This is a genomic window from Azovibrio restrictus DSM 23866, assembly GCF_000429665.1.
Lineage (GTDB): Bacteria > Pseudomonadota > Gammaproteobacteria > Burkholderiales > Rhodocyclaceae > Azovibrio > Azovibrio restrictus.
This window is the reverse complement of record NZ_AUCH01000006.1, coordinates 60,003-85,928: the sequence shown is the minus strand read 5'-3', so window position 1 is coordinate 85,928 and position 25,926 is coordinate 60,003. Positions and strand designations below refer to the sequence as shown.

Sequence of the window (25,926 nt, the reverse complement as noted above, 5' to 3'; positions counted from 1 at the left end):
GCATCCGGCAGGAAAAAGGGCAAGGGGCGCATATTAACAAACACCGATATGCCCTGCCGCCCTACTCTGCTTCCAGCAGCTCCGTATCCGCGTGGCTGTAGGCCGGGGCGCAGCAGCACAACAGGCGCAGTTCCCCGGGGCCGGTGGCGGCGATGCAGTGGGGCGTGCCGGGCGGGATGCACACGGTATCCCCGGGCTGCACCGGGAAGTGCTCCTGCCCCAGGGTCATGTGCCCGGTGCCGGCCGTGATGTGGTACAGCTCCTCGGTGTGCAGATGCCGGTGCAGCAGGGTGCGCCCCCCGGCCGGCACCCGGGCCTCGGCCAGGGACTGCTGCTGGTTGCCGTGCACGGCCGGGTGCATCAACTCACGGATTTCCGAACCGTCCTTGGTCCGGTAGGCGCTCACCTGGGCGTAGGGCTGCAGCATGGAAAACTCCTGAAACGGGCACCAGGCCCCGGGAGCCCGAGTGTGCCAGAAGCCGCCCGCAGTGGCTCACCGCTGGATGCGGATGCCGACCTCCCAGGCGGTGCAGACCTCCGGGCCCCGCTCCGGCTGGTCCCGGGTGCAGGACCAGCTGATACTGCGGCTGGCCGGGTCAATCTGCCCGACGAACTCGACGCTGGGAGCCCCCACATAGCTTGCACTGGCGAGCTTCACCCAGGCCAGATTCCCCTCGCTGAAGAAACGCCGTTGCAGGCCATCCAGCTCCCCGGCCCCGGATACCTGCGCCAGCTCGCCCTGATCCGGCCAGCGTCCGGTAGCGGCCACGTGGGCGGCCAGACCATCGCGCAGGGGCGCCATGTCGCGGACCAGGTCCACCAGCTCGTTGCTGGCGCCCCCTTGGTCGCGCATGGATTTGGCCAGCAGCAGGGGCAGGAGGGCGAGCAGGAACAGGCCCAGAGAGATCAGCAGGGTGCGCAGGATGCGCGGATGCTCCTTGCGGAACGTGAACAGGTAGACCCCGACGGAAAAGGGAGCCAGCAGCAGCACGGCCAGCCCCAGCAGCACGCTGCGCCGGAAGCCCTGGTAGAGGGTGGCGCCATAGGCGAGGAAGAAGGTGACCAGGGCCAGCCCCATGAGGACCTGGCCGCTGCCATAGACGAGACTGTAGGAAGAGAGGGACATGGGTACGCTCCGCGCAAGGCCGGGCCCAAGCGCCCGGCTGAAGGGGCGGCATGGTAGCACCGGGCAATGCCCATGGAATAGAGGCAGCCAGAACCGTGGCCGCCCGCCCCGGCTCAGGATTCGCCCGTGAGGCCGTATTTCTTCAGCTTGTCGTGCAGGGTAGTCTTGGCCACCTGCAGGGCCTGGGCGGTGCGCGCCAGGCTGTGCCCATGGCGGCGCAGGGCTTCGGCGATCAGGGCCGACTCGAAGGCTTCCACGGCCCGGGCCAGGGGCAGCTCGCCGGTTTCCAGGGCGCCGCCGCCGATGAAGTTGCGCCCCAGGCCCAGGACGAAGCGGTCGGCGGCATTGCGCAGTTCGCGCACGTTGCCGGGCCAGGCATGGGCGAACAGCTGCCGGGAGATGCTCTCGTCCACCGCCGGCACCTCCCGGTTATAGCGCCGGGCGGCTTCCTGGGCGAAGTGTTCGAACAGCAGGGGAATGTCCTCCCGCCGTTCCCGCAGGGGCGGAATTTCCAGGCTGACCACGTTGAGCCGGTAGTAGAGGTCGGCCCGGAAGCGCCCTTCGTCGGCCTGGCGGCGCAGGTCGGCCTTGCTGGCGGCGATCACCCGGCAATCCACGGGGATGGGCCGGTTCGCCCCGAGCCGCTCGATGACCCGCTCCTGGAACACCCGCAGCAGCTTGATCTGCAGCACCAGGGGCATGGTCTCGATTTCGTCCAGGAACAGGGTGCCGCCGCTGGCGTATTCGATCCGGCCGATACGCTGCTTCTGGGCTCCGGTGAAGGCCCCGGCCTCGTGCCCGAACAGCTCGCTCTCGAACACCGATTCGGGCAGGCCGCCGCAGTTCAGGGGCACGAAATGGCGTTCCCGGCGCCGGCTGCAGTCGTGCAGGCAGCGGGCCACCAGCTCCTTGCCGGTGCCGGTTTCCCCGTGGATCAGCACGTCCGCGTCCGTGTCGGCCAGGTCCAGGATCATCCGGCGCAGCTGTTCCATGGCCGGGGAACGGCCGATCAGGCGCTGCACCACCTGACCGGCGCCGCCCCCCTCGGCGAGCTGGCGCCGCAGGGTCTGGACCTCCAGGGTCAGGGCCCGCTTTTCCAGGGCCCGGCGCGCCACTTCCACCAGCTGCTCCGGGGGGAAGGGTTTTTCCAGGAAATCGTAGGCCCCGTCCTTCATGGCCTGCACGGCCATGTTGATGTCCCCGTGGCCGGTGATCAGCACCACCGGCAAGCCGGCATCCAGGGTGCGCAGCTCGCGCAGCAGGGTGAGGCCGTCCTTGCCCGGCAGGCGCACGTCGCTGATCACCACCGCCGGACAGCCGGGGCTGAAGGCGGTGCGCACCGCCTCGGCGGAATCGAAGGCGCGCACGGCGATGCCTTCCAGATCCAGGGCCTGCTCGCAGCCCAGGCGCACCGCCGGATCGTCCTCCACCAGCAGCACATGCAATTCGTGTTCAGACATCTTCCAGCTCCTTGACCGCCGGCAGGCGCACGGTGAATACGGCGCCGCATTCGGGCCGGTTGGCCCCATTCAGTTCGCCGCCGCAGTCGCGCACGATGCCGGCGGAGATGGGCAGCCCCAGCCCCAGGCCGACCCCGGGCTCCTTGGTGGTGAGGAAGGGCTCGAAGAGCCGCTCCAGCACCTGCACCGGGAGGCCCGAACCATTATCCATCACCCGCAGCACCACCTGGGCGGCCTCCCGGTGGGCGCACAGGCGCAGCTCCCGGGGCCGGCCGGCGGCTTCGTTGTCGCCCATGGCGTCCAGGGCGTTGCCCACCAGGTTCACCAGCACCTGCTCCAGGCGGTTCTGGTCGCCCCGGGCCAGGAGCGGCGATTCGGTCAGCTCCAGGCTCACCTGGACCTGCTCCTTCCTGATCCGCTGGGCCAGGAGGGAAAGGGCATTGGCAAAGGCATTGCCCACATCCACCGCTAGCTGCTGGCCGGTGGATTTGCGCGCAAAGCGCTTGAGCTGACCGGTGATGTGGCCCATGCGCTCGGCCATCTGGTCCATGGTCTGCAGGTTGGAGCGCACCGTGTCCAGGCGGCCCCGGTCCAGGTACTTGAGGGTGTTGCCGGAAAGGGTGCGCAGGGCCGCCAGGGGCTGGTTCAGTTCGTGGGTGATGCCGGCCGAGAGCTGCCCGATCACGGCCAGCTTGCCGGCCTGGACCAGGCCTTCCTGGGCCTTGCGCAGGGTGTTCTCGGCCCGCACCCGCTCGGCCACCTCGGCCTGGAGCTGGGCCACCGTGTCCGACAGCTCCCCGGTGCGCTGCTCCACCTTCTTTTCCAGTTCGTCATGGGCCTGCTGCAGGGCCTCCCGGGCCGCCAGGCGCTCGCGGATGTGGCGCCGCCGCTCCCGGGCCACGGTCAGCAGCACCAGGATGAAGGCCGTGGCCAGGGCCGCCAGGGCCCCATGGGTGAGCGCCAGTTCGCGCACCTGGGCGGTGCTGGTAAATACGGTGAGTTGCCAGCCGGAGCCTTCGATGGGCTTCTTCTGCACCAGGAACACCCCGCCCTCGCCGGGCGCCAGCTCCTGCTTGCGGCTGGAGGGCAGGCGCACCCGCTGGGAACCGTCGGGGGCCGAATCCAGGGTAACGATGCCTAAGGGCGGCAGGGGCCGGCCGTTGTAGCGCCGGGTGCGTTCCAGCTCCGCCAGCCGCTCGGGGGAAATGGGCCGGGTGGCGGCAAACTTCCAGGCGGGGATGGAGGACAGGATCACCACCCCGTTCTCGTCGGTGACCAGCACCGGCGCCTCGCTGGTGCTCCAGGTCTGCTCCAGGCCTTCCAGGCTGATCTTGGCCGCCGCCACACCACGGATGCCATCCGGACCGCTGATGCCGTAGGACAGGTAATAGCCGGGCGCGCCGCTGGTGGTGCCGATGCCGTAGAAGCGCCCGGGCCGGCCCTGGAGGCCGTCGATGACGTAGGGCCGGTAGGAGAAATCCTGGCCCAGGAAGCTTTCCGGCCGGCTCCAGTTGCTGGCCGCCACCACCCGCCCGCGCCGGTCCATGACGTAGATGGCCGTGGTGCCGGCCCGCTCGTTGAGCTGTTCCAGGAACACATTGACCCGCCCCGTCAGGGCCGCATCCGGGCGCTCCTGCCGAGCCAGCAGGGCGAGCACGTTCTGCTCCAGGCCGAGGATGCTGGGCACGTAGCCGAACTTGGCCACTTCCCGCTCCATGCTTTCCGAATAGAGCTCCAGCCGGTGCTGGCCCCGCTGGCGCAGTTCCGCCAGCCCCGCCACCAGGCTCCAGCGATAGGCCACCGCCCCCACCGCCAGCAGCACCACCCCAGCCGCCAGCAGCACCCCGACCCGGCGCAGGCGCTGCCCCGGCCGCAGCCCGAAGGGCCAGCGCAGGGCGATCATGCCGATCAGGGCCAGGCCTATCAGCCAGGGGTCCAGGGCAAAGTCGGAAGAGGCATCGAACATGGAGAAGTGGCGAGACCGTAATGGGCGCCATGGTACTTGCGAGCGGGGCGGAGGGAAATCAGGGGTTTCCGGGGGCGCGGCGGACCCAGAACCCGGGGCCGGCAGCAGACAGCCAGACCGATGTCATGCTAACTTGCGGCCTTTGCGGCCCCCGGCCCCCGGCCCCAGCTCCCCAGGACAAACCCCATGGCAACCCCCGTGCTCCCGCCATCCCCGCCACGTTCCACCTTCATCACCGCCCTGGCCTGGACCTTCATCGTCATGGCGGGCTTTGCCAGCCTCATCGCGGTGGCCCAGAACATCATGATCCAGCTGATGTTCCCCACCGACCTGGCGCTCCCGCCCAGCCCCCATGCTTCAGGGGTACCAGCCGTCCTGGACTTCCTCCTGGGCCACATCCGTTACCTGTTCCTGGCTTTTCTCATCCTCTCCATAGGCACCCTGGTGGCCGCCATCGGCCTCCTCAAGCGCCGCAACTGGGCGCGGCTGGCCTTTGTGGGCATCCTGGGCTTGGGCATCCTGTGGAACCTGGCCGGCATCGCGCTGCAACAGCTCGTGTTCGCCTCGCCCGGCCTTGCCCAGACCGACGGCCCCCTGGAACTCGAACGCATGTTCATGTTCATGCGGGTGTTTTCCGCCCTGTTCGCCGTGGGGCTGTCCCTGCTCCTGGCTTGGCTCGTCAAACGCCTGCTCTCCGCCCCCGTCCGGGCCGAGTTCGGAGGCGAGCCATAAGCCGGCAGCCCACCATGGAATTCCTGAGTATCGCGGTCCCCCGCTCCGAAGCCGAACTCGCCGTGATGGTGAGCCTGCTGGTCGCCCACGAAATCCCCCACTACGTGCATAACCAGGGATTCGGGGGCCTCTACCCCGGTATGCAGGTTGCCCTCTACAACACCCGGAGGATCATGGTGCCGGAGGCCTGGTTCGAGGACGCGGCCCAGCTGCTCGCCGCACTCCGGGACGGGGACGGTGATGCGGCCCGCCTGCCCCCCAGGGACCGGATGCGGGTCGTCGCCGAAGGCCTGCTGGGCGGCTGGCCGGTGCCCTTCCCCCGGCAAAAACCCAGCCCGGAGCCAGACCCGGATGACACCGGCCCGGGGCCGGACCCGGCCGCCTGATCGCCCCCCTTCAACCCCACCCCAGGAAGCCTTCCATGGAACGCCTGTTCACCCTCATCAAAAGAATCAATAGCGCCCTGCTGCTGCTTGGCCTGCTGGGCCTGGGCGCTTTCATCGCCTGGAACATCTGGTCCTCAAATCAGTGGCAATCCTCCAGGGCGGTGCCGATTCCCGCCACCCAGGCCGGCGAGGCCAAGCCGGTGCTGCTGGAGTTCGGCCAGATCGAGAACATTCACGGTACCGATACCCAGATGCTGGACCTATCGGCCCGGGACAGCTCCGGGAAGCTCTATTCCAGCGGCTACGGCAGCGAGACCCGCAATGTCCTGTTCCTGAGCGGGAAGGACAAGACGCCCCGCTGGCTGTTTCCGGTCCAGAGCAACCTGATCCTCACGGTGGAACAACTACGCCACGAAACCGAGTCCAGCGGATCGAAACAGGCACCGACCAGCGCTCTCTTTTTCGAGTACATCAGCAACGACAGCAACGGCGACGGCAAGCTGTCCCGGGACGACCGCTCCCGGATCGCCCTGGCCAAGCCCGACGGCACCGGCCTCACCGAAGTGCTGGACGGGGTGAGCCGGGTGCTGTCCCGGGAAATGCTGGACAGCCAGCACCTCACCCTCATCTACCAGAAAGACCGGGCCATCCACCACGCCCGATTCTCGCTTGCCACCCTGAGCAAGGAACTGGACCAGGAAATCGTCACCGTGCCGGAGGAGATTTGAAGGCCCGGCCACACGCCTCTCGCAACCGCGTTTGCATGCAGACCCCGCCCCCCGACCGCTCTGGCCAGATTCATGGGTGAGCTGGCCCTTGCCCTGCTCATCGCCATCGGCGACCTGTGCGCCGGCATCGTGGGCAAACTGATCGGCAGGAGATTCCGGCTGGAGCCAGAACAGGCCTGGAAAATCGGCGAGCTCGCCCTTGCCCTGATGGTCGCCGCCGCCGCCATCGTCATCACCCTCCTGTATTCCTGAAACACCATGATCAATGACCTGATCCTCTGCATTCCCGGCCCCTGGAAAGACCAGCACGACTTTCTCCGGCGTGTCATCGCACACGAACCGGCGGGGCGCTTCATGTTTGCCGGAAAAATCCTCGCGGACCTCGGGGATAAAGAGCATGTCGTGGCCGAATTCACGGCCGCCTCCCCGGAGATGGGCAGGGCATTCGAGCTGGCAGGCCAGGGGCGAATCGCGGCGCCAGTGCTGGACTTGGTCCAGGGTCATGAATCAACGGTGTATCTGCATTTCTCCCTTGACCTGCGGGCCGAACGGGAGCGGTTGATCAAGTTCACCAGACTGCTTCAGGAACTGGGCGGCCATGCAGTGAAAGTGGAGTCCGCCGGTTGCGCCCATACCTGGGAGCGATGGTTTGCCTTACTGAACGGATCCCCCTTCGACCTCTATTGCGCCGCCGTCGTATTGATAGGCGGCCAGGGGCACTACTACTCCTGTGGAATGCATCACTTCGGCCTCCCGGACTGCGCCGTTCCAGGCACCCTCATGCCGGCTGATGCCGCGGACCTCATGAACCGCTTCAACCACTGGCAGATAACGGAGGAGCCGGCACTGGAATCCGGCCACACCTTCAGCCTGGCCGCAGACGAACCCACCTGGCGACTGACACGTGAAGAAGACGACAGGCATGCAGCGGAAGACCTGTTCTTCAACCCCCACGGCCTATGGACACTGAGCCCGGCCTGACCGGCCTCGCCCACGCGCCCAGCCCAAACCGGGAACCGCTACATGCGCCTGCTGACCTTCATCGCCTGCCTGCTTTGCATCCCCCAGGCCCACGCCTCATCCTCGCAAGACCTGTGTGAAAAACACGGTTACGCCACCCCGGAACTACCCCGATGCCGAGGCAAAGCGTGCCCGCAGTTATTGCAAACCCCGCCCTCCCAGTTCAGGAATCTCAGCCTGACGGCAGCCTGCAACTACCAGATACAGGACATCCAGGGTGACCCCACGGAGGTCGGAGCCTTCTTCTTTACAGGGGAGCAAATGATTACCGGGGTCTTGCGGCGGGAGCCCTCGGAGTTCATCAATGAATTCACCCTCCGGGGCGAAAAAAAGACCCCGTGGCCAGCAAAACGCCCCATATTCTTCCGGCATGAACTGTACCTGCAGTTCCCCGACGTCCGCGAGACCGAAAAGAAATTCAGAGCCCCCAAGCCGAGCCCCCAAGCGCCGTGCTGGGAAGCAAGGGTAAAGTTGAAAATCACGGAGATGGAATCCATTTTTGGCTGGGACACCACCGAGGGCGACTATCCCCTCAAATACGAAGTGCTGGAGATGGGCCCCTATCGCAAGTGCTTGAACCCGACACCAGACCCCTTTGGCCAGTGACGCCAGTCCGGACTGACTGGCCCAAGCTCCATATCGGGTAGCCCGGATACGAGGTGAATGTCGCTAAGGAAACTCTGAACAAGCCTCAATGAATGAGGCGACGTTTCCGAGAAGCTGCTGGAGCGGTGAAGCCGCGCAGTTACCAAATGAGCTTTTCAAGATCATCGAACTTTTCAGCGACTTTAAGAAATGGGTCTGCCCACCCGCTGCTGAGGCTTACTTCTTGAAGTGGGCCTGTAGGAGCGAAAATAACCGAAACCGCAAGACGATCAGGAAGGCCCCCAGATTGAAGCAACTGCACAATTGACTCGATCTCAGTTTTCGCTTCCTCAGCATCTTTCCAAGATGACCAGCAGAAATCGTTATCAGGAAGCGCGACCAATTCAAGCGCCGACTCCAAGACATGAATGAGCCCATTGAGCGGCTGCTGTGTATCTACTCCCCTGTGGATAAGTTCGCGTGTTCGGTCGAGCTTCATTGCTTAGATGAAAGAGGCGTGCGTCGGAAATCATTGTGATGACCAGCGTTCAAGTTCAGGCGCCTTGCGCGGCTTTATGCGCAAGGCGCCTGCAACGCAGGGTTGGGTCATGAATTGCGCTGTGCTAGTGACAAACATTGCGCATCCGTTTCAACGGGTAACGTTCTCACCGTTTGCGTGAAGCCTGGAGAGTGAAAGGAAATGAAGCCATTCGACGGCCAGTTCAGCTCGATTTTCCAAGCGAAGGCCGGATGACCGCTCGGATAGGTAATGGACTCTCGGTGAATCTGACGGATGGTCATAGGTTGAAAGGCGCCGCTGCACGATGCGTAGTCAATGCAGATGACCAAGTCGGTGGTCTGGTGAAAAGTAAGATCTGTAGGGGCGACTCGAAAGCGGAAACATTTCGCACCGCCTTCGGGTTGAAGCCACTCAACAATGAAGTCGATGTCCAACACCAAATCGCCGCTGCATCCATCTTCGCCCTCGACAATGCGAATGCCGTGAATGGCATTGTCGTGCCAGTTGAACCCCGAGAACTCGTTGAGCGTGGCCACGCTAAGGCCCCCAACGTAGAAGTAACCGGCTGCCGGAGCCGAAGACGGACGGTACCTGCAAGCGCAGCTTGCAGGTAGTCCGGTTGACCGCCGGGTTGGGCCTACCGCTTTTGGCCACCGTACTTCCTTTCGAGCGAGCGCCATTGCATGTGCTCACGAAGGCGTAGGAAACCGGCCACGACGAGCGCCAATACGACTGCTGCGCAAAGAACGAGAAAACCGAGCCAGTTGAACTCGACCAACCAAAACGTTCGGTAGGTTTCGAGCCCACGCCCAGATGCGACCATTTTGACGGCCATGCTCAACATGTAGGCAAGGCCAGAGACTGAGGCCAACCCAAGAACCACAAGCCCAATAACGAGCCAACGCGAGAAGGACGGCTTTTGACGATGGGAGGAAGACGGCGCCTGATTGCTCACGGGATATTAGTTGGCCGCTAATTCTGGAAAGGACATCCCCTGAAAACAAGGCAGAGGCTGGCGGCAAGCCGGATACTGCATGTATTCACAGGAATGGCTGACAGCCATGAGCGGCTCCCTTCAATGACACAGGGATTCTGCCAGCATCCCAGTTCGGTGTCATGCTCTTGGTCTTTCAGTAGCAATTCCCCTCACCCCACCAGCCCCAGAAAATGATTGAGGATGTGGAAGTGGTCCTCGAAGAATTGCCCTTCCATCCCCGCCAGTTCCGCCACCGGCACCCAGCGGGCTTCGGCGGCGTCGTCGGCACCGGTGACGTCGGGGAGGCGGTCCGTGTCCAGGGCGAACCAGTGGGCGTGGGTGATGATGCGGCCGCGCTGGCTGCGGTCCGGGTGGTCGAACACGGCCACGCCCTTGAGGGCGCCTTCGAGGCTGGAGTCCAGGGTGCCTAGTTCGGTCTCTTCCCTCAGTTCGCGGATCGCCCCTTGCAGGACCCGCTCGCGGCCGTCCAGGAAGCCGCCGGGGACGGCCCACTGGCCCTGGCCGGGGCTGCGGCCCCGGCGGATCAGCAGCACGTGGCCGGCGGCGGTGACCACCGCGTCCACGGTGACGAAGGGACCGCTGCCCCAGGTCTTGCGGTAGGCCTCGATGGCCCCGTGTTCGGCGGCCATGGCGGCGTAGGCGGGCAGGCGGGACCAGCCCTTGAGGTAGTGGGCGACGGCTTCGGGCACCAGGCCGCCGAGCAGGGCCAGGGTGGCGCCCGGGTGTTCCCCCTCGAAGTAGATCTGGCGGATGGCGGTGGCGTCCACCTCGCCCTGGCGGCCCAGGTCCACGAAGTACCAGCGGGGAAAGCGCTGCAGGTAGTGGCTGGAGGCGTCCTTGTGGTAGCCCACCAGGGCCACCCGCGCCGGGGCCGGCCCCAGGCGGGCCTGGACGGCCTGCTCCACGGCGGCGGCCCAGCGGCTGTCATCGTAGTAGTCGCGCATGGGGATGAAGTCCACCCGGGCGGCGTCGACCTCGTCCAGGGTGGCGGCGATCATGGCGGCCCGCTCCTCCCAGGTGAAGGGGTTCTTGGCATTCCGGGCCTGGTGGGCGGAGCCCAGCACCAGCAGCACCCGGCTGGCGCTCTGCAGGGCCCGGGCCAGCAGGGCGGCGTGGCCTCGGTGGAAGGGCTGGAAGCGGCCGATCAGGACGGCGGCGTCGTAATGGGTGTTCATGGCGTCTTCCTCAAGGCTGGAAAGCGGGATAAAAAGCGGCGATGGGCATCTGCCGGCCACTGCCGAAGGCCCGGCCGCGCAGGCGCAGGATGGGCGGGGCCTGGCGGCGCTTGTATTCGTTGCGGTCGATCAGGCGGCGGATGCGGGCCACCAGGGCCCGGCCTTCCGGCCCGGCGCTGAGGGCGGCGTATTCGGCCTGGACGGCGGCCTTTTCGTCCTTGCCCAGGCGTTCGCCCTCGATCAGCACCTTCAGGATCACGTCCAGCACCGGGTAGGGGGGCAGGCTGTCCGTGTCCTTCTGGTCCGGGGCCAGTTCTGCCGAGGGGGGCTTGTCAATGATGGCGGTAGGGATCAGCTCCCGCCCGGCGCATTCGTTCAGGTGCCGGCACAGGTCGAAGACCTCGGTCTTGTAGAGGTCGCCGATCAGGCCCAGGCCCCCGTTGGTGTCGCCGTACAGGGTGCAGTAGCCCACCGAGATTTCGCTCTTGTTGCCGGTGGTGAGCAGCAGGTGGCCGAAGCTGTTGGAGTATTCCATCAGCACCGTGCCGCGCACCCGGGCCTGGAGGTTTTCCAGGGCCAGGCCCTGGAGGGGGCTGCCGAAGGCGGCGGCAAAGCCGGCCTCGTAGGTCTGCACCAGGTCCCGGATCGGGTGTTCGTGCAGGGTGATGCCCAGGTTGGCGCACAGGGCCACCGAGTCGTCCACGCTGCCGGCGCTGGAATAGCGGGAAGGCAGGGTCACCGCCGTCACGTTTTCGGCGCCCAGGGCTTCCACCGCCAGGGCCAGGGTGAGGGCGCTGTCGATGCCGCCGGAGGAGCCCACCAGGGCCTTCCTGAAGCCGCAGCGGCGGGCGTAGTCCTGCAAACCCAGGACGATCTGGCGGCGGTAGAACTCCATGACCGGCAGGCCGGCGGCGGGCACCGGCGCCAGGGGGCTGCCGTCCGGGGCGCTGAAGCGGCCGTTCGCCAGCAGCAGGGTATCCACCGACTGAGCGAAGCGGGGCGACTCGAACACCACGCCGGCTTCCGGACTCACCGCGAAGGAGGCCCCGTCGAACACCAGCTGGTCGTGGCCGCCCACCTGGTTCACGTACACCATGGGCAGGCCGTGCCGGCGGCTGGCGGCGGCGAACAGGGCGTGCCGCTGTTCGCGCTTGCCGATGCTGGAGGGGCTGGCGTTGATGGAGACCACCAGGTCCGGGGCCGCCTCGGCCAGGGCGGCAAAGGGGTTCACCGGGTAATCCTGGCCGGCGTCGTTCCAGCCGTCCTCGCAGATCAGGAAGCCCACCCGGGCCGGGCCGATCTGCAGCAGGGGCACCGGGTCCGCACCGGGCTCCGGGCCCGGCTCGAAGTAGCGGCGCTCGTCGAAGACGTTGTAGGTGGGCAGCAGCTGCTTGGCGTAGCTGAGCCGCAGCTGGCCGTCCTGGAGCACCAGCAGGCTGTTGGCCAGGGGTTTGCCGGGGCCGCGGCGCCGGGTGGGGGCGCCCACCACCCAGTACAGCCCGGGGGTGCAGCGGCTGGCTTCCACCAGGGCGGCCAGTGCCGCTTCCACCCGGGCGAGGAAGTCCGCTTCCAGGAGCAGGTCGCCGGGGGAATAGCCGGTCAGGGAAAGCTCCGGGAATACCACCAGCTGGGCTCCGTCAGCCTGGGCCTGGCGGGCTGCGGCGAGCATCAGGGCGCTGTTGCCTTCCAGGTCGCCGATGGTGGGATTGAGCTGGGCCAGGCTGATCCTCAGGGCGCTCATGATCCACCTCCCGCCGGGACCGGCACGGCCGGGTGCTGGAACACCTGGCGCAGGTAGGCGAGGAAGGTCTGGTCCTCGCACAGGGTCTTGCCCGGAGCATCCGAGAGCTTGGCCACCGGCTGGCCGTTGCAGGAGATCAGCTTCATGACGATGTTCAGGGCCTTGTAGGGCGTGTCGTTGGTCAGGTCGGTACCGATGCCGTAGGAGGTCTGGATGCGCCCCTTGAAGTGCCGGTACAGGGCCAGGGCCCGGGGTATGTCGAGGCCGTCCGAGAACACCAGGCGCTTGGTGTTGGGGTCGATGCGCAGGGAACGGTAGTGGGCGATGGCCTTCTCGCCCCAGGCCACCGGGTCGCCGGAGTCGTGCCGGAGGCCGTCGAAGAGCTTGGCGAAATAGAGGTCGAAATCGCGCAGGAAGGCGTCCATGCCCACCACGTCGGTAAGCGCGATGCCCAGGTCGCCCCGGTATTCCTGCACCCAGCCCTCCAGGGCCGCCTTCTGGAAATCCCGCAGGCGAAAGCCGAAGGCCTGGTAGGCCTGCAGGTATTCGTGGGCCATGGTGCCGATGGGCACCAGGCCCAGCTTCTTGGCCAGGTAAACATTGGAGGTGCCGCGGAAGTGTTCGGGCAGGGCCTCGGCCAGGGTGCGCACCACCTCTTCCTGCCAGGCCCCCGAGTAGCGGCGGCGCAGGCCGAAGTCGGTGAGCACGAAGGGCTCGGCGCCGCCCAGGTCGGCGGCCTCCCGGCGCACCAGGGCGATCTTGGCCTGCAGTCGCTGCCGGGCTTCGACCAGAGCCGCATCCGCCCCGCCCAGGCGGCGGAAGTAGAGCTCATTGACGATGTAGAGCACGAAGATCTCGAAGGCCATGACGTGCACCATGGGGCCCCGGGCCACCACGGTGAGTTGCTCCCCCTCCACGTCCACCTGGATGAAGCGGCGCTGGAAGCGGAAGACGGAAAGGAAGTCCACGAAATCGCTCTTGATGAAGCGCAGGCTGCTCAGGTAGTCCAGCTCCTCCTGGGTGAAGCTGAGGCTGCAGAGCCGGTCCAGCTCCAGTTCCACCGCCTGGCGCAGCTCCGCCAGAGGAAAGGCGGGGCTGTTGCGGCAGACGAAGCGGTACTCGGTGCGGGCATCGGGATGACTGTGCAGCAGGGCCTGCCACATGGTGAATTTGTAGAGATCGTTCTCCAGCAGGCTCTGCACGACGGGTTGTTGACTGTCCATGATGTTCTCCTGACAACCGGCCTCAGCCGGCGTTGGCCTGCAGTTCGGGGAGCAGTTCCCCGCTGCTGGCGATGCGGACGCCCCGGGCCGCCATGGCCTGGAGGAAGTCCTGGTATTGGGCTTCAAAGCCGCCCACCGGGCTCATGCAATCCTGGAGCAGCACCAGCCGGCCCGGCCCCAGCGCCTCGACGATGTGCTCGGTGGTGGCCTTGACGCAGTGGCTGCCCGCCTCGCCGGCGATCAGCACCTGGTCGGCGGCAGCCAGCCGGGCCAGCAGATGCTCGTTGAGCAGGGTCTCGGGGACCGCCGGGTCCGGCACCTCGGCGCGGATGGCGCTGTAGTGCTCGGTCCAGGGGTGGGTGCCCTTGATCACCTTGTGCACCCCGGTGCCGCCCGCCTCTTCCCAGCGGTTGTAGGCGGCCCGCAGGGCAGCGTGCACGTTGTGGCCCCAGGTGCCCAGCTCGCAGTGCACCGGCCAGACCATGTGGGTGTAGCGCCCGGCGGCTTCCAGGGCCTGCAGATAGGCATGCACCCGGGGCAGGGCCTTGGCCGCCCGGGGCCGGTAGCCCCCGTCCCGGACCTGGGCGGCCCGGATCGGGGTGAAGGGCGCCACCTCCTGCCCGTCCCCCTGAACCCAGAAAGTGGGGTGGGCGATGTCCAGGCGCTGGTGGGAATCCAGGGTCACGGAAATTTCCGTCAGGCCCGCCCCGCCCGCATCGATCAGCGCCGCCAGGCGCAGCATGTCAGCGTGGGCCCCGGCCACCGGCAGGGCCGGCACGTGGCCGTCGCAGAGGGACTCGGGAAGATCGCAGAAATCGTTCTGGGGATCGATGATCAACAGATGTATCGCCAGCTTTGCCATGATGTTTCTCCTGCCAACAGGCACCGCCATCCGGTGCATGACTGCATTCTAGCAACTTAGTTTATTTTTGCAACTAAGCAGGACGAAATAGTTGCGGCGCTTCCATGAAGGCTAGGAAGGCCGAGCCCCCGCCCTGCACCGAAGTTTGCATGCCTGTTATCCTAAGCACCCCGGAACCGCTACCCCTGGCCATGAACACCATCATCTGCACCGTGGACGTGATCCTGCTCACCCTGCTGCACGACAGCCTCCAGGTGGCCCTGCTGCGCCGGGACCACGAGCCCTTCGCCGGGGTGCTGGCCCTGCCCGGGGGCTACATCCACCCGGACCAGGATGGCGACACCCAGGCCGCCGCCGTGCGGGTGCTGCGGGACAAGACCGGCATCGTCAGCCCCTATCTGGAACAGCTGGCTACCTTCTCGGGCCGGGGCCGGGACCCCCGGGGCTGGTCCCTCTCCATCTGCTACTACGCCCTGGTGCCCCCCGAGGTGATCGAGGCGGCCGGCCACCCGGAAGTGGTGCTGGTTCCCGCCGACGGCATCGCCGGCCTGCCCTTCGACCACCAGCAGATCGTCGCCGCCGCCCTGGAGCGGGTGCGCAACAAGAGCAGCTATTCCTCCCTGCCCGTGTACCTGTGCGGCGAGACCTTCACCCTGCCCCGGCTCCAGGCCGTCTATGAAACCCTGCTGGGAGAACCCCTGAACAAGGTGAGCTTCCGCCGCAAGATCGAGGAATTCGACATCCTCGAACCCATCGAAGGCGCCCTGGAAACCGGCAAGGCCCACCGCCCCGCCCAGCTCTACCGACTCAAGGCCAGGTACCGGAACCGCCTGTCCCTGACGGATAGGGGCCTGAGTACGGGCTGAGCCGCACACCCCTTTCCCCAGCTCCTGCCGGAGCCAGACACCCTCCCGGGCCTGGCCGTGTCCCCTGCCAGGCCTTCCAGGGGGAAGGTCCGTGAATTTACGCAGAATTTACGCCGCCCGCCGTTTCTGGAATGGAGAATTTACGGGCAGCAGCTGAATACTTGAGCCTGGCTATTTCGCCATCCCTTCGCGAAAGAATCATGGACCCCAAGACCCGTCTCCCGGGCTGTGGCACGCCCCCGGACAACAACACGCCCCTCATCCCCCCTGCCCTGCTGCGCCCGGCCTCCGGGACGCTGGCTGCTGCAATCATGCGCCCCGTGGTCGGCAGCAGGCTATTGTCAAGCAGGCAGCCCTGCACGCGCTCCCTTCCCGGCTCCAGGAGGTGCCCCGGCCATGAATGAATTCTTCCTTGTGTTTGCCCTGGCCCTGATCCTGGGCTGGCCCCTGGGCCGCTATCTGGCTGCGGTGCTGCGCGGCGCCCCGATGCGGGGCGACAGGCTGTTTCTGGGGCTGGAACGCGGCCTTTACGGACTGATCGGCACGGACCCCGGACGCGGCATGAGCTGGCGCGGCTATGCGGGGGCCTTCCTGGTGAGCAACCTGGTGCTGGGCAGCGCCGTCTGGCTGCTCCTGATGACCCAGGCCTGGCTGCCCCTCAATCCCGATGGCGCCCCCAACATGAGCTGGGACCTGGCCCTGCACACCATGGTCTCCTTCCTGACCAACACCAACCAGCAGCACTATTCCGGGCAGGCCCAGCTCTCCTACCTGGCCCAGATGCTGGGCATCGTCACCCTGCAGGTGGTCACGCCGATGATGGGTCTGGCGCTAGTCGCCGCCACGCTGCGCGGCCTGTGCGGCGGCCGCAACGCCGAAGCCCGCAAGGCCGAAGGCCAGGAACAGCTGCCGGTGGACGTCGGCAACTACTGGGCCGACGTGATCCGGCCGACGCTGCGCTTCATGCTGCCCCTGTGCCTGCTGTGGTCGGTACTGCTGACCAGCCAGGGCGTGCCGGCCACCTTCGCCGGCGGCCCCCAGGTCGTCCCCGTGGACGCAACGGTACAACTGCAGGCGCAGAAGATTCCCCTGGGGCCCGTTGCTCCCATGGTCGCCATCAAGCAGCTCGGCACCAACGGCGGCGGCTGGTACGGCCCTAACAGCGCGGTACCGCTGGAAAATCCGACCCCCCTCTCCAACCTGCTCGAAACCCTGGCCCTGATCCTGGTGCCCGTGACGGTGGCCTTCATGGTCGGCCCCTTCACCGGCCGACCCAGGTTTGCCGCCCTGGTGCTCGGCACCATGCTGAGCATGTCCCTGGCTTCCGCCGGCCTGGCCCTGTGGTCCGAAACCTATGCCCCCGGGGCCGGGGCGATGGCCATAATGGAGGGCAAGGAGGTCCGCTTCGGCCCCGGCCCCTCCGCCTTGTGGGCAGCTTTGACGACCCAGACCTCCAACGGCTCGGTCAACGCCATGCATGACTCGCTGGCGCCCCTCACCGGCCTGATCACCCTCGGCAACATGCTGATCAACGCGATCTGGGGCGGCATCGGCTGCGGCCTGCAGCAGTTCATCGTGTATCTGCTGCTGGGCGTGTTCCTGGCGGGGCTGATGACGGGACGCACACCGGAGCTGTTCGGTCGCAAGATCGAGGCCCAGGAAGTCCGGCTGCTGGCCGTGCTGGTGCTGCTGCAGCCCCTGGTCCTCCTGGGCCTGAGCGCCATCACCCTGGCGGTGCCGGGGCTGGCGGGCAACTCGAACCCGGGCTTCCATGGCATCAGCCAGGTGTTCTATGAGTACACCTCGGCCTTTGCCAACAACGGTTCCGGTTTTGAAGGCCTGGGCGATGCCACGGTGTGGTGGAACGTCTCCTGCGCCGTCGTGCTGGCCCTCGGGCGCTATCCCGCGCTGATCATCCCGCTCGTCATCGCCGCCCTACTCGCCCGCAAGCGTCAGGCCCCGGAAAGCACGGGTAGCCTGCAGATCGAAACCCCGACTTTTGCACTCACCCTGATCGCCGTCATCGTCATCCTGACCTTGCTCCAGTTCATGCCGGTGCTGGTGCTTGGCCCGGTGGCCGATCACCTGAGCCTGGCGGCCCGTTGAGGAACCCACCATGAAGCACATGACTGCCAAGAAACAAGAGCGCCCCCTGTCAGGCGGGCAGCATCTGGCACCGGCGCTGGTCGATGCCTTCGTCAAGCTGGCGCCCCGGCACATCATCCGGAACCCGGTGATGGCCGTGGTCTGGCTCGGCACCCTGGTGACCGCCGGGGCCACCCTGGCCGGCCAGGCCCGGCCCGGCTTCGGCTGGGCCGTGACCCTGGCGCTGCTCATCACCGTGCTGTTCGGCAACTTTGCCGAAGCCGTGGCCGAATCCCGGGGACGGGGCCAGGCGGCCTCCCTGCGCCGGGCCCGCCAGGACCTGACCGCCCGCCGACTGGCCCCGGCCGGCGGGGAGCAGACGGTAGCCGCCGCCGCACTGCGGCCCGGGGATCTGGTGCTGATCGAAGCCGGGCAGCTGGTGCCGGCCGACGGGGAAATCATCGAAGGGCTGGCCACCATCAACGAGGCTGCCGTGACCGGGGAATCGGCCCCGGTGCTGCGCGAGGCCGGCACTGACCGCTCCGGCGTGATCGGCGGCACCAAGGTGCTGTCCGACCGCATCGTGGTGCGGGTGACGGCCGAACCGGGCCACAGCTTCCTGGACCGGATGATCGCCCTGGTGGAAGGCTCGAACCGGCAGAAGACCCCCAACGAAATCGCCCTGGGCATCCTGCTCGGCGTGATGACCCTGACCTTCCTGATCGTCGTCGCAACCCTGCCCTTCATCGGGAGTTTCGTCGGAGTGAACACCAACCTGGTGCTGCTGGTCGCCCTGCTGGTATGCCTGATCCCGACCACCATCGGCGGCCTGCTGCCGGCCATCGGCATCGCCGGCATGAACCGGGCCCTGCAGGCCAACGTGCTGGCCAAGTCCGGCAAGGCGGTGGAGGTGGCGGGCGACGTGGACGTGCTGCTGCTGGACAAGACCGGCACCATCACCCACGGGGACCGGCAGGCCACCGCCTTCCACCCCCTGGCCGGGGTCGATGCCGAGCACCTGCGCCAGGCCGCCCTGCTCGCCTCGCTGGCCGACCCGACACCGGAGGGCAAGTCCATCGTCAAACTGGCCCGGGGCCGGGACGCCAGGCTTGAGGCCCCCGCAGGCGCCCTGTTCGTGCCCTTCTCGGCCCAGGCGCGCATGTCGGGGGTGGATCTGCCCGGCGGGCGGATCATCCGCAAGGGCGCGCTGGATGCGATCGCCAGGCATGTGCAGCTACAGGGTGGCCTCATTCCCGGCGAACTGGAGGCCCGGGTTACGGAAGTGGCCCGCAAGGGCGCCACCCCCCTGGTGGTCTGCGACGGGCGCCACGTGCTGGGGGTTATCGAACTGTCCGACGTGATCAAGCACGGCATCAAGGAGCGTTTTGCCCGCCTGCGCGCCATGGGCGTGAAGACCGTGATGATCACCGGCGACAACCCCCTCACCGCGGCCAACATCGCCGCCGAGGCCGGGGTAGATGACTACATCGCCGAAGCGCGGCCGGAGGACAAGCTGGCCCGCATCCGCGCCGAGCAGCGCGGCGGGCGCCTGGTGGCCATGGTGGGCGATGGCACCAACGACGCCCCGGCCCTGGCCCAGGCCGACGTGGGTCTGGCGATGAACTCGGGCACCCAGGCCGCCAAGGAGGCCGCCAACATGGTGGATCTGGACAGTGACCCGGCCAAGCTCCTGGAAGTCGTGGAAATCGGCAAGCAGCAACTGATCACCCGGGGGGCCCTGACCACCTTCTCGCTGGCCAACGACGTGTCCAAGTACTTCGCCATCCTGCCCGCCCTGTTTGCCGCCACGATTCCGCAAATGGCGGCACTCAACGTGATGCAGCTTTCCAGCCCGACCAGTGCGGTACTGTCGGCACTGATCTTCAACGCCCTCATCATCCCGCTGCTGATTCCACTGGCCCTGCGGGGGGTGCGCTTCAAGCCGGCGGGCGCCACCCAGCTGCTGCGCAACAACATGCTGATCTACGGCGTGGGCGGAGTCCTGCTGCCCTTCATCGCCATCAAGGCCATCGACCTCCTGATCGCCCCCCTGTTCTCCCTCTGAGGCTGCCATCATGTTCCATTCCACTCTACACACGAACACCGGGGCAGCGGCCCCGGGCATTTCCGACCGGGGCCTGCTGCGCGGTGGCATCGTTCTGGCGCTGATCTCGCTAATCGGTTTCGGCCTGCTCTACCCCCTGGCGGGCGTCGGCCTGGGCCAGCTCCTGTTCCCGCACCAGGCCAGGGGCAGCCTGATCGAGGCGGGCGGCCAGATCCGGGGCTCCGCGCTGGTGGCCCAACCCTTTGCCGCTGCCGGCTACTTCCACCCCCGCCCCTCGGCGGCCGGGTACGACCCCATGGCCCTGGCCGGCAGCAACCTGGCCCAGAGCAATCCGGAACTGCAGCGGCGTATCGACAGCTCCCGCACCGCCCTGGCCGGGCAGGAAGGAGCCGCCCCCGCCGCCGTCCCCGGGGATCTGCTCACCCAGTCCGGCAGCGGCATCGATCCCCATATCAGCCCCGCGGCGGCCGCCCTCCAGCTGGAGCGCGTGGCGCGGACCCGGGGGCTGAGCGTGGAGGAGGTCGGGACGCTGCTGGCCCGGCACACTGAAGCCCGGCAGTTCGGCTGGCTGGGCCAGCCCCGGGTCCATGTGCTGGAACTGAACCTGGCCCTGGATGCGCTGCCTCCGGCAGCCCCGGAACCTGGGACCGCCAGGCGATGAGGGGCCCGCTAGAACCGGGGCGGCCAGAACCGGGGAGTTCCGGGCCGAATTGCCCCCCGCTCTTTGCCGCAAAGCGGGCAGTATTACGGCAGGACGTCCTTGAAGATGGAGCACGCCATGGGTGCCAGACAAACTGAACAGGCTGATGCCCTGCTGGGCGAACTCAAACGCCAGAGCGCCGGGCGGCTGACGGTGTTTCTCGGAGCTGCCCCCGGGGTCGGCAAGACCTACGCCATGCTCACCCGGGCCCGGGAACTCCAGCGCCAGGGCATGGACGTGCTGATCGGCATCGTCGAGACCCACGGTCGCGCCGAGACCCTGGCCATGGCCGAGGGCCTGCCGCTGCTGCCCCGGAAACGGGTGGAATACCAGGGCCGGCAACTGGAGGAGATGGATCTGGACGGGTTGCTGGCGCGCCAGCCGGCCATCGCCCTGGTGGATGAACTGGCCCACCGCAACATTCCCGGGAGCCGGCACGAACGGCGCTGGCAGGATGTGGAGGAGCTCCTCGATGCGGGCATCGACGTCTACACCACGGTCAATGTCCAGCACCTGGAAAGCGTGAATGATCTGGTGTACCAGATCACCGGCGTCCGGGTCAGTGAAACCGTACCCGATGCCGTGTTCGAACGGCTGCGGGACATCCGGCTGGTGGACCTGCCGGCACGGGAACTGATCGAACGCCTGAACCAGGGCAAGGTGTATCTGCCGGAACAGGCGGCACACGCCCTGCAGGCCTTCTTCTCCCCCTCCAACCTCACGGCCCTGCGCGAACTGGCCATGCAGACCGTGGCCGAATACGTGGACACCGACCTGCGCGAGAAGCGCACGGCCCGGGGGCTGGAAGGCAGCGCCATCCAGCGCCATGTGCTGATCGCCATCGATGGCCGGGAATACTCGGAATATCTGGTCCGGGCCGGGGCCAGGATCGCTGAACGCCGGGGCGCCCCCTGGTCCGTGGTCACGGTGGACACCGGGCGCTCCGCCGAGGCGACCCGGCTGGCCGAGGATTTGCCGCAGGCCCGGGCCAGCACCGGCGTCCGGGCCGAGCAACAACGCCAGATGGAGATCGACAAGGCCTTTGCCCTGGCGCGCAGCCTGGGCGGCGATACCGAAGTGCTGCATAACACCGATGTGGCCCAGGCCCTGCTGGATGCCGCCGCGGTGCGGGGCGCCAGATCCATCGTCATCGGCCGCAGCCGCGACCGCTTCATGGCCAGGCTCCTGAACCGCACCCTGACCCAGCAGTTGCTGCTCCGGGGTGCCCGTTACGAACTGACCATCGTCAGCACGCCCCAGGCCCGGAAACAGGCCCTGGGACTGACTGACATCCGGGGGGAGCTGCTCACCCGGCGGGAGCCGGCGCTGATCCTGGTGGCCAGCCTGGGGGCCGTCGGCACGGCGGCCCTGGCCGAACGCTTTCTGGGCCTTCAGGACCTGTCCATGGTGTTTCTGGTGGCGGTCATGCTGGTGGCGGCCCGGACGCGCATGGCGGCAGCCGTGATCACCGCTGTCCTGTGCTTTCTGGCCTACAACTTCTTTTTCATCGACCCCCGCTACACCTTCCTGATCAGCGCCCACCGGGGCGTGGCCACGGTGCTCTGCTTTCTCGCGGCAGCCCTGATTGCCGGACGCCTGGCCTCCCGTTTGCGCATGCAGGTGGTGGCCCTGCGGGCGGCCAACAACCACGCCACGGCCATGCAGAATCTGGGCCGCAAGCTGGCCCAGGCCGCCGATCTCGGGCAGGTCATCGCAGCGGGCTCGGCGGTGCTGCAATCGACCCTGCACGCCGAGGCATGGATGCGCATCAACACCGAATCGGGCCCGGCCGGCAACGCCAGGCAGCTCACCGACAAGGACCGGGTCGCCGCCGACTGGACCCAGCAACATGGCCAGGCCAGCGGCCGCTACACGGATACCCTGAGCAACTCCACCTGGTGGTTCCTGCCGGTGTGCCCGGACAAGGATTCCCTGGGCGTGGTCGGCCTGCGCTTTCCCTCGGGCATGGGGCGCCTGTCCTTCGAGCAGCGCCGTCTGGCTGAAAGCATGGTGGACGATATCGGGCAGGCGGCCCTGCGCACCCGCCTGGTGTCGGAGCTGGAAGTGGCGCGGGTCACGGGCGAAACCGAGCGGCTGCGCTCGGCGCTGCTTTCTTCCGTGTCCCATGACCTACGCTCCCCCCTCTCTTCCATGATCGGGGCTGCGGACAGCCTGTCACGCTACGGCCAGGACATGGGCCCGGAAGACCGGCACAGCCTGCTGGAAACCATACACGTGGAGGGAGAACGCCTGGATCGTTACATCCAGAACCTGCTCGACATGACCCGTCTGGGCCAGCAGGGGCTGACCCTGAGCCGGGACTGGATCGGCATAGACGAACTGGTGGGTTCCGCCTCCCGGCGCCTGCAACGCTATGAACCCGGGGCTCGCATAGAGCACGACATCCCCCCCGGCCTGCCTCCGATTCACGTCCACCCGGCGCTGATCGAGCAGGCCCTGTTCAATGTCCTGGAGAACGCGGCAAAATTCTCCCCGCCCCAGGAGCCCATCCGGGTCCAGGTCCGGCGCACGGAGGATGATCAGTTGCGCATCAGCGTTTCGGACCGTGGCCCGGGCATCCCGGAAGACGAACGGCGGCGCATCTTCGACATGTTCTACAGCGTCGAGCGCGGGGACCGGGGCCGGCACGGCACCGGCCTGGGTCTGACCATCGTCCAGGGGATCGTGGGCGCCCACATGGGCAGCGTCGAGGCCCTGCCCGGCCTGGATGACCAGGGCACCACCATCTGCCTGACCCTTCCCTGGGGCCCTTACCCGAGCCAGGAGCACCATGCCCATGCCCCCTCTCCATGACAGCCCCCCCGGCGCCGCCCTGGCCCGGATCCTGGTCATCGACGACGAGCCGCAGATCCGCAAGTTCATCGACATCAGCCTCAGGTCCCAGGGCTACGGAACCCTGCTGGCCGCCACCGGCCAGGAAGGACTGACCCTGCTGGCCAGCAAGGGGGCCGACCTGGTGATCCTGGATCTGGGCCTGCCCGACCGGGACGGCCGGGAGGTGCTGCAGGAACTCCGGCAGTGGTCGAATGTGCCGCTCATCGTCCTGACCGTGCGCTCGGGGGAAACCGAGAAGGTGGCGTTGCTCGACGCCGGGGCCAACGATTACGTCACCAAGCCGTTCGGGGTCGAGGAACTGCTGGCGCGCATCCGCGCCTTGCTGCGCATGGCCGGATTACGCAGTGAGCCGGCGCCGGTCTACGACGACGGCACCCTGCGGGTGGACCTGGCCGCCCGGGAAGTTTCCCTCCACGGCCAGGCAGTGGGACTGACACGCAAGGAGTTTGCCCTGCTCACCCTGCTGGTGCGCCAACCCGGCCGGCTGATCACCCAGACCCAGTTGCTCCGGGACATGTGGGGCCCGACCCACGTGGAGGACGCCCATTACCTGCGCGTGCTCGTAGGGAAGCTGCGCCAGAAACTCGGGGAGGACGCTTCGGCACCCCGCTACATCATCACCGAACCGGGCGTCGGCCTGCGCTTCCTGCCGCAAGAACCTTAGCCGCCCGCCCCAGGATGGCAAAAGGGCGGTGCAGCCCTTTTCGGATCTGCACCGCCCCTGGGCTGCCGGGACCAGGCTCAGGCCTTGGCTGCCCCCGTGGCCAGGTGGGCTTCCTGGGCGTCCAGGACCAGTTCCGGGTCGTCGGCTTCGGCGACGGTCTCGTTGTTCAGGTGCTGGTGCAGCTGGTTCATGTCCAGCTCCTTGCACCACTTGGCCACCACCAGGGTGGCGACGCCGTTGCCGATCAGGTTGGTCAGGGCCCGGGCTTCGGACATGAAGCGGTCTATGCCCAGGATCAGGGCCAGACCGGCCACGGGAATGCCACCCACGGCGGAGAGGGTGGCGGCCAGGACGATGAAGCCGGAGCCGGTCACCCCGGCGGCGCCCTTGGAGGTCACCAGCAGCACCGCCAGCAGGGTGATTTGCTGGGTCAGGGTCATGGTGGTGTCGGTGGCCTGGGCGATGAACACGGCGGCCATGGTCAGGTAGATGGCGGTGCCGTCCAGGTTGAAGGAGTAGCCGGTGGGGATCACCAGGCCCACCACGGTCTTCTTGGCGCCCAGGTTTTCCAGCTTGGCCATCATCCGCGGCAGGGCGGATTCGGAGGAGGAGGTGCCCAGCACCAGCAGCAGTTCTTCCTTGATGTACTTGATGAACTTCCAGATGGAGAAGCCGTGGAAGCGGGCCACGGCCCCCAGCACCACGAAGATGAAGATCAGGCAGGTGGCGTAGAAGGAGCCCATGAGCTGGGCCAGCTGCAGCAGGGAGCTGACCCCGTGCTTGCCGATGGTGAAGGCCATGGCGCCGAAGGCACCGATGGGGGCCAGCTTCATGATCATGTTCACGATGTGGAAGAGCACATGGGAGAGGCGCTCGATCACGTCGAAGACGATGTTGCCGCGGCCGCCGAAGGCGTGCAGGGCGAAGCCAAACAGCACCGAGAACAGCAGCACCTGGAGCATGTCACCCTTGGCAAAGGCATCCACCACGCTGGTGGGGATGATGTGCAGCAGGAATTCGGTGGTGGTCTGCATCTTGGCCGGATCGGTGTAGCTGGCGATGGCCTTGGCGTCCAGGGAGGCCGGATCCACGTGCATGCCGGCGCCCGGCTGCACGGCGTTCACGATGATCAGGCCGATGATCAGGGCCACGGTGCTCATGATCTCGAAGTAGAGCAGGGCATAGCCGCCGGTCTTGCCCACCTTCTTCATGTCTTCCATGCCGGCGATGCCGACCACCACGGTGCAGAAGATGATCGGGGCGATGATCATCTTGATGAGCTTGATGAAGCCATCCCCCAGGGGTTTCATCTGGGCGCCCAGATCAGGCATGAAATGGCCGAGTACGACACCGATGACGATGGCGATGATGACCTGGATGTACAGGCTCTTGGATTTATTCGCTGTTGCAGACACGGGTTACCCTCCTGGTTGGGCCTCCCACCATGGGAAGCCCTCCTCTATTGCAGAGGCTGTGCCAGGCGCTGTTGTGTCTTATAGAAGTCTCAAGCCATTGAATTCAAAGGAATCCAGTTTCCCGGCCTGAAGCAGCGGCGTTCGGAAATCCGGATGGAGCCTCTCGGACCATCCGGATTTCCGGACGGCGGCTTACCAGGCCCTGGCGCCGAAGCGGTAATCCCGGGCGGCGGCCCGGGTTTGGGGATTCTCGCCCAGGGCGGGGGCCGGGGATTCTGGCGCAGCCGCTACCGGACAGAGCAGGGTGCGCAGGCGCACCAGGGTGACCAGCAGTTCCTCGTCGTCGGCCACCTCCTCGATTTCCGCCAGCCGTACCTGGGCATATTCCGGGTCCTTGGCCAGTTTCTCCAGGTCCACGGCCTGATTCAGCAGACGGCGCACCTGCAGCTTGAAGCGGGCCAGCAGGCGGGGAAGTTCGTAGGGGTCTTCCATGATGTGCATCCTCTCGAGAGTGTTACCTGGTGAGCACTTTGCGAAAACCATGCCAAAACCCTATCCCATCAAAATCAACGAGATAGGAAATAACCCTAGAGAAAATACTGGTTTAATTGGTGCATGGAGAGCGGGACTAGGCGCAATTCTGGTGCATCGCAACATGGAGGCTGGCGCTACAATCGCCCCACCGTGAAACCCGGGCTGCCCCGGCGCCTCCCGCCGCCAAACCGGCTGCCCCGGAAGCGCGCCCGCCCCTGAT

24 protein-coding genes are annotated in these 25,926 nt (G+C 66.8%); 12 read left to right on the top strand and 12 right to left on the bottom strand.

The window, feature by feature from the left end; translation table 11 throughout:
- Positions 1 to 61: 61 nt before the first annotated feature.
- From G474_RS0107800 to G474_RS0107785, 4 genes are all read right to left on the bottom strand, one after another.
- On the bottom strand, positions 62 to 427 hold the full coding sequence (locus tag G474_RS0107800; protein WP_026686481.1) for a cupin domain-containing protein: 366 nt from the start codon (positions 425 to 427) through the stop codon (positions 62 to 64).
- 66 nt (positions 428 to 493) lie between these two features.
- A complete protein-coding gene (locus G474_RS0107795; protein WP_026686480.1) occupies positions 494 to 1,126 on the bottom strand; it encodes a hypothetical protein in 633 nt (210 codons plus the stop codon).
- Between the two features lie 113 nt (positions 1,127 to 1,239).
- Positions 1,240 to 2,586, bottom strand: coding sequence for a sigma-54-dependent transcriptional regulator (locus tag G474_RS0107790; protein ID WP_026686479.1), 1,347 nt, complete (start codon positions 2,584 to 2,586; stop codon positions 1,240 to 1,242).
- Complete coding sequence (locus G474_RS0107785; protein WP_245589326.1) at positions 2,579 to 4,552, bottom strand: sensor histidine kinase; 1,974 nt, start codon at positions 4,550 to 4,552, stop codon at positions 2,579 to 2,581. Before G474_RS0107785 ends, G474_RS0107790 begins: the two co-directional genes overlap by 8 nt.
- A gap of 186 nt (positions 4,553 to 4,738) precedes the next feature.
- Here G474_RS0107785 and G474_RS23765 point away from each other — a divergent pair, with 186 nt between their 5' ends.
- The 6 genes from G474_RS23765 (at position 4,739) to G474_RS0107755 (ending at position 8,024) form a co-directional block, all read left to right on the top strand.
- Positions 4,739 to 5,284: a hypothetical protein gene (locus G474_RS23765; protein WP_051282072.1), complete on the top strand. Its 546-nt coding sequence runs from the start codon at positions 4,739 to 4,741 to the stop codon at positions 5,282 to 5,284.
- A gap of 14 nt (positions 5,285 to 5,298) precedes the next feature.
- Positions 5,299 to 5,670 (top strand): putative signal transducing protein, encoded by a 372-nt coding sequence (locus G474_RS23760; RefSeq protein WP_026686477.1) that lies wholly within the window; start codon positions 5,299 to 5,301, stop codon positions 5,668 to 5,670.
- Between the two features lie 35 nt (positions 5,671 to 5,705).
- Positions 5,706 to 6,398 carry a hypothetical protein gene (locus G474_RS0107770; protein WP_026686476.1) on the top strand — a complete coding sequence of 231 codons (693 nt, stop codon included), beginning with the start codon at positions 5,706 to 5,708 and terminating at the stop codon, positions 6,396 to 6,398.
- A 72-nt stretch (positions 6,399 to 6,470) separates the two neighbouring features.
- Complete coding sequence (locus G474_RS0107765; RefSeq protein WP_026686475.1) at positions 6,471 to 6,650, top strand: hypothetical protein; 180 nt, start codon at positions 6,471 to 6,473, stop codon at positions 6,648 to 6,650.
- A gap of 6 nt (positions 6,651 to 6,656) precedes the next feature.
- Entirely contained in the window at positions 6,657 to 7,379 is a 723-nt protein-coding gene (locus G474_RS21980; RefSeq protein WP_051282070.1) for a DUF4261 domain-containing protein, read from the top strand.
- 42 nt (positions 7,380 to 7,421) lie between these two features.
- Positions 7,422 to 8,024: a hypothetical protein gene (locus tag G474_RS0107755; protein ID WP_026686474.1), complete on the top strand. Its 603-nt coding sequence runs from the start codon at positions 7,422 to 7,424 to the stop codon at positions 8,022 to 8,024.
- Between the two features lie 139 nt (positions 8,025 to 8,163).
- On the opposite strand, the gene G474_RS22710 is transcribed toward G474_RS0107755, so the two are convergent.
- The 6 genes from G474_RS22710 to G474_RS0107725 form a co-directional block, all read right to left on the bottom strand.
- A complete protein-coding gene (locus tag G474_RS22710) occupies positions 8,164 to 8,502 on the bottom strand; it encodes a hypothetical protein (protein ID WP_084513645.1) in 339 nt (112 codons plus the stop codon).
- A gap of 107 nt (positions 8,503 to 8,609) precedes the next feature.
- The gene (locus G474_RS23295; protein WP_156919195.1) at positions 8,610 to 9,059 is read right to left on the bottom strand and encodes a hypothetical protein; all 450 of its coding nucleotides are present in this window, start codon (positions 9,057 to 9,059) and stop codon (positions 8,610 to 8,612) included.
- Positions 9,060 to 9,669: 610 nt separating this feature from the next.
- The gene (locus tag G474_RS0107740) at positions 9,670 to 10,695 is read right to left on the bottom strand and encodes a bifunctional nicotinamide-nucleotide adenylyltransferase/Nudix hydroxylase (RefSeq protein ID WP_026686471.1); all 1,026 of its coding nucleotides are present in this window, start codon (positions 10,693 to 10,695) and stop codon (positions 9,670 to 9,672) included.
- 10 nt (positions 10,696 to 10,705) lie between these two features.
- Complete coding sequence (locus G474_RS0107735) at positions 10,706 to 12,436, bottom strand: NAD+ synthase (protein ID WP_043463657.1); 1,731 nt, start codon at positions 12,434 to 12,436, stop codon at positions 10,706 to 10,708.
- Positions 12,433 to 13,659 (bottom strand): nicotinate phosphoribosyltransferase, encoded by a 1,227-nt coding sequence (pncB, locus tag G474_RS0107730; protein ID WP_043463654.1) that lies wholly within the window; start codon positions 13,657 to 13,659, stop codon positions 12,433 to 12,435. The genes G474_RS0107735 and pncB overlap by 4 nt, the downstream gene beginning before the upstream one ends.
- 22 nt (positions 13,660 to 13,681) lie before the next feature.
- Positions 13,682 to 14,521 (bottom strand): cysteine hydrolase family protein, encoded by an 840-nt coding sequence (locus G474_RS0107725; protein ID WP_026686468.1) that lies wholly within the window; start codon positions 14,519 to 14,521, stop codon positions 13,682 to 13,684.
- Between the two features lie 149 nt (positions 14,522 to 14,670).
- Here G474_RS0107725 and G474_RS0107720 point away from each other — a divergent pair, with 149 nt between their 5' ends.
- From G474_RS0107720 to G474_RS0107695, 6 genes are all read left to right on the top strand, one after another.
- Positions 14,671 to 15,387, top strand: a complete 717-nt coding sequence (locus G474_RS0107720; RefSeq protein ID WP_245589325.1) for an NUDIX hydrolase — start codon at positions 14,671 to 14,673, stop codon at positions 15,385 to 15,387.
- 396 nt (positions 15,388 to 15,783) lie between these two features.
- A complete protein-coding gene (kdpA, locus tag G474_RS0107715) occupies positions 15,784 to 17,493 on the top strand; it encodes a potassium-transporting ATPase subunit KdpA (protein WP_026686466.1) in 1,710 nt (569 codons plus the stop codon).
- A gap of 10 nt (positions 17,494 to 17,503) precedes the next feature.
- Complete coding sequence (gene kdpB, locus G474_RS0107710) at positions 17,504 to 19,537, top strand: potassium-transporting ATPase subunit KdpB (protein WP_281171717.1); 2,034 nt, start codon at positions 17,504 to 17,506, stop codon at positions 19,535 to 19,537.
- Between the two features lie 10 nt (positions 19,538 to 19,547).
- A complete protein-coding gene (gene kdpC / locus G474_RS0107705; RefSeq protein WP_026686464.1) occupies positions 19,548 to 20,198 on the top strand; it encodes a potassium-transporting ATPase subunit KdpC in 651 nt (216 codons plus the stop codon).
- A gap of 117 nt (positions 20,199 to 20,315) precedes the next feature.
- Positions 20,316 to 23,051, top strand: a complete 2,736-nt coding sequence (locus G474_RS0107700; protein ID WP_026686463.1) for a sensor histidine kinase — start codon at positions 20,316 to 20,318, stop codon at positions 23,049 to 23,051.
- Positions 23,035 to 23,757 (top strand): response regulator, encoded by a 723-nt coding sequence (locus G474_RS0107695; protein WP_026686462.1) that lies wholly within the window; start codon positions 23,035 to 23,037, stop codon positions 23,755 to 23,757. Before G474_RS0107700 ends, G474_RS0107695 begins: the two co-directional genes overlap by 17 nt.
- Before the next feature lie 77 nt (positions 23,758 to 23,834).
- Here G474_RS0107695 and G474_RS0107690 read toward each other — a convergent pair whose 3' ends face one another.
- Both G474_RS0107690 and G474_RS0107685 read right to left on the bottom strand, forming a co-directional pair.
- Positions 23,835 to 25,172 (bottom strand): dicarboxylate/amino acid:cation symporter, encoded by a 1,338-nt coding sequence (locus G474_RS0107690; protein ID WP_026686461.1) that lies wholly within the window; start codon positions 25,170 to 25,172, stop codon positions 23,835 to 23,837.
- Positions 25,173 to 25,364: 192 nt separating this feature from the next.
- Positions 25,365 to 25,664, bottom strand: a complete 300-nt coding sequence (locus G474_RS0107685) for a hypothetical protein (RefSeq protein ID WP_051282068.1) — start codon at positions 25,662 to 25,664, stop codon at positions 25,365 to 25,367.
- Positions 25,665 to 25,926: the final 262 nt, after the last annotated feature.

Coding starts and splice junctions, on each gene's coding strand:
- G474_RS0107770 (WP_026686476.1), top strand. CDS start 5,706: ATGGAACGCCTGTTCACCCTCATCAAAAGAATCAATAGCGCCCTGCTG.
- G474_RS0107685 (WP_051282068.1), bottom strand. CDS start 25,664: ATGGAAGACCCCTACGAACTTCCCCGCCTGCTGGCCCGCTTCAAGCTG.
- G474_RS0107755 (WP_026686474.1), top strand. CDS start 7,422: ATGCGCCTGCTGACCTTCATCGCCTGCCTGCTTTGCATCCCCCAGGCC.
- kdpB (WP_281171717.1), top strand. CDS start 17,504: ATGAAGCACATGACTGCCAAGAAACAAGAGCGCCCCCTGTCAGGCGGG.
- G474_RS0107735 (WP_043463657.1), bottom strand. CDS start 12,436: ATGAGCGCCCTGAGGATCAGCCTGGCCCAGCTCAATCCCACCATCGGC.
- G474_RS0107725 (WP_026686468.1), bottom strand. CDS start 14,521: ATGGCAAAGCTGGCGATACATCTGTTGATCATCGATCCCCAGAACGAT.
- G474_RS21980 (WP_051282070.1), top strand. CDS start 6,657: ATGATCAATGACCTGATCCTCTGCATTCCCGGCCCCTGGAAAGACCAG.
- G474_RS0107740 (WP_026686471.1), bottom strand. CDS start 10,695: ATGAACACCCATTACGACGCCGCCGTCCTGATCGGCCGCTTCCAGCCC.
- G474_RS0107790 (WP_026686479.1), bottom strand. CDS start 2,586: ATGTCTGAACACGAATTGCATGTGCTGCTGGTGGAGGACGATCCGGCG.
- G474_RS0107795 (WP_026686480.1), bottom strand. CDS start 1,126: ATGTCCCTCTCTTCCTACAGTCTCGTCTATGGCAGCGGCCAGGTCCTC.
- G474_RS23760 (WP_026686477.1), top strand. CDS start 5,299: ATGGAATTCCTGAGTATCGCGGTCCCCCGCTCCGAAGCCGAACTCGCC.
- pncB (WP_043463654.1), bottom strand. CDS start 13,659: ATGGACAGTCAACAACCCGTCGTGCAGAGCCTGCTGGAGAACGATCTC.
- kdpA (WP_026686466.1), top strand. CDS start 15,784: ATGAATGAATTCTTCCTTGTGTTTGCCCTGGCCCTGATCCTGGGCTGG.
- G474_RS22710 (WP_084513645.1), bottom strand. CDS start 8,502: ATGAAGCTCGACCGAACACGCGAACTTATCCACAGGGGAGTAGATACA.
- G474_RS0107785 (WP_245589326.1), bottom strand. CDS start 4,552: ATGTTCGATGCCTCTTCCGACTTTGCCCTGGACCCCTGGCTGATAGGC.
- G474_RS0107720 (WP_245589325.1), top strand. CDS start 14,671: ATGCCTGTTATCCTAAGCACCCCGGAACCGCTACCCCTGGCCATGAAC.
- G474_RS0107800 (WP_026686481.1), bottom strand. CDS start 427: ATGCTGCAGCCCTACGCCCAGGTGAGCGCCTACCGGACCAAGGACGGT.
- kdpC (WP_026686464.1), top strand. CDS start 19,548: ATGTTCCATTCCACTCTACACACGAACACCGGGGCAGCGGCCCCGGGC.
- G474_RS0107700 (WP_026686463.1), top strand. CDS start 20,316: ATGGGTGCCAGACAAACTGAACAGGCTGATGCCCTGCTGGGCGAACTC.
- G474_RS0107695 (WP_026686462.1), top strand. CDS start 23,035: ATGCCCCCTCTCCATGACAGCCCCCCCGGCGCCGCCCTGGCCCGGATC.
- G474_RS23765 (WP_051282072.1), top strand. CDS start 4,739: ATGGCAACCCCCGTGCTCCCGCCATCCCCGCCACGTTCCACCTTCATC.
- G474_RS0107765 (WP_026686475.1), top strand. CDS start 6,471: ATGGGTGAGCTGGCCCTTGCCCTGCTCATCGCCATCGGCGACCTGTGC.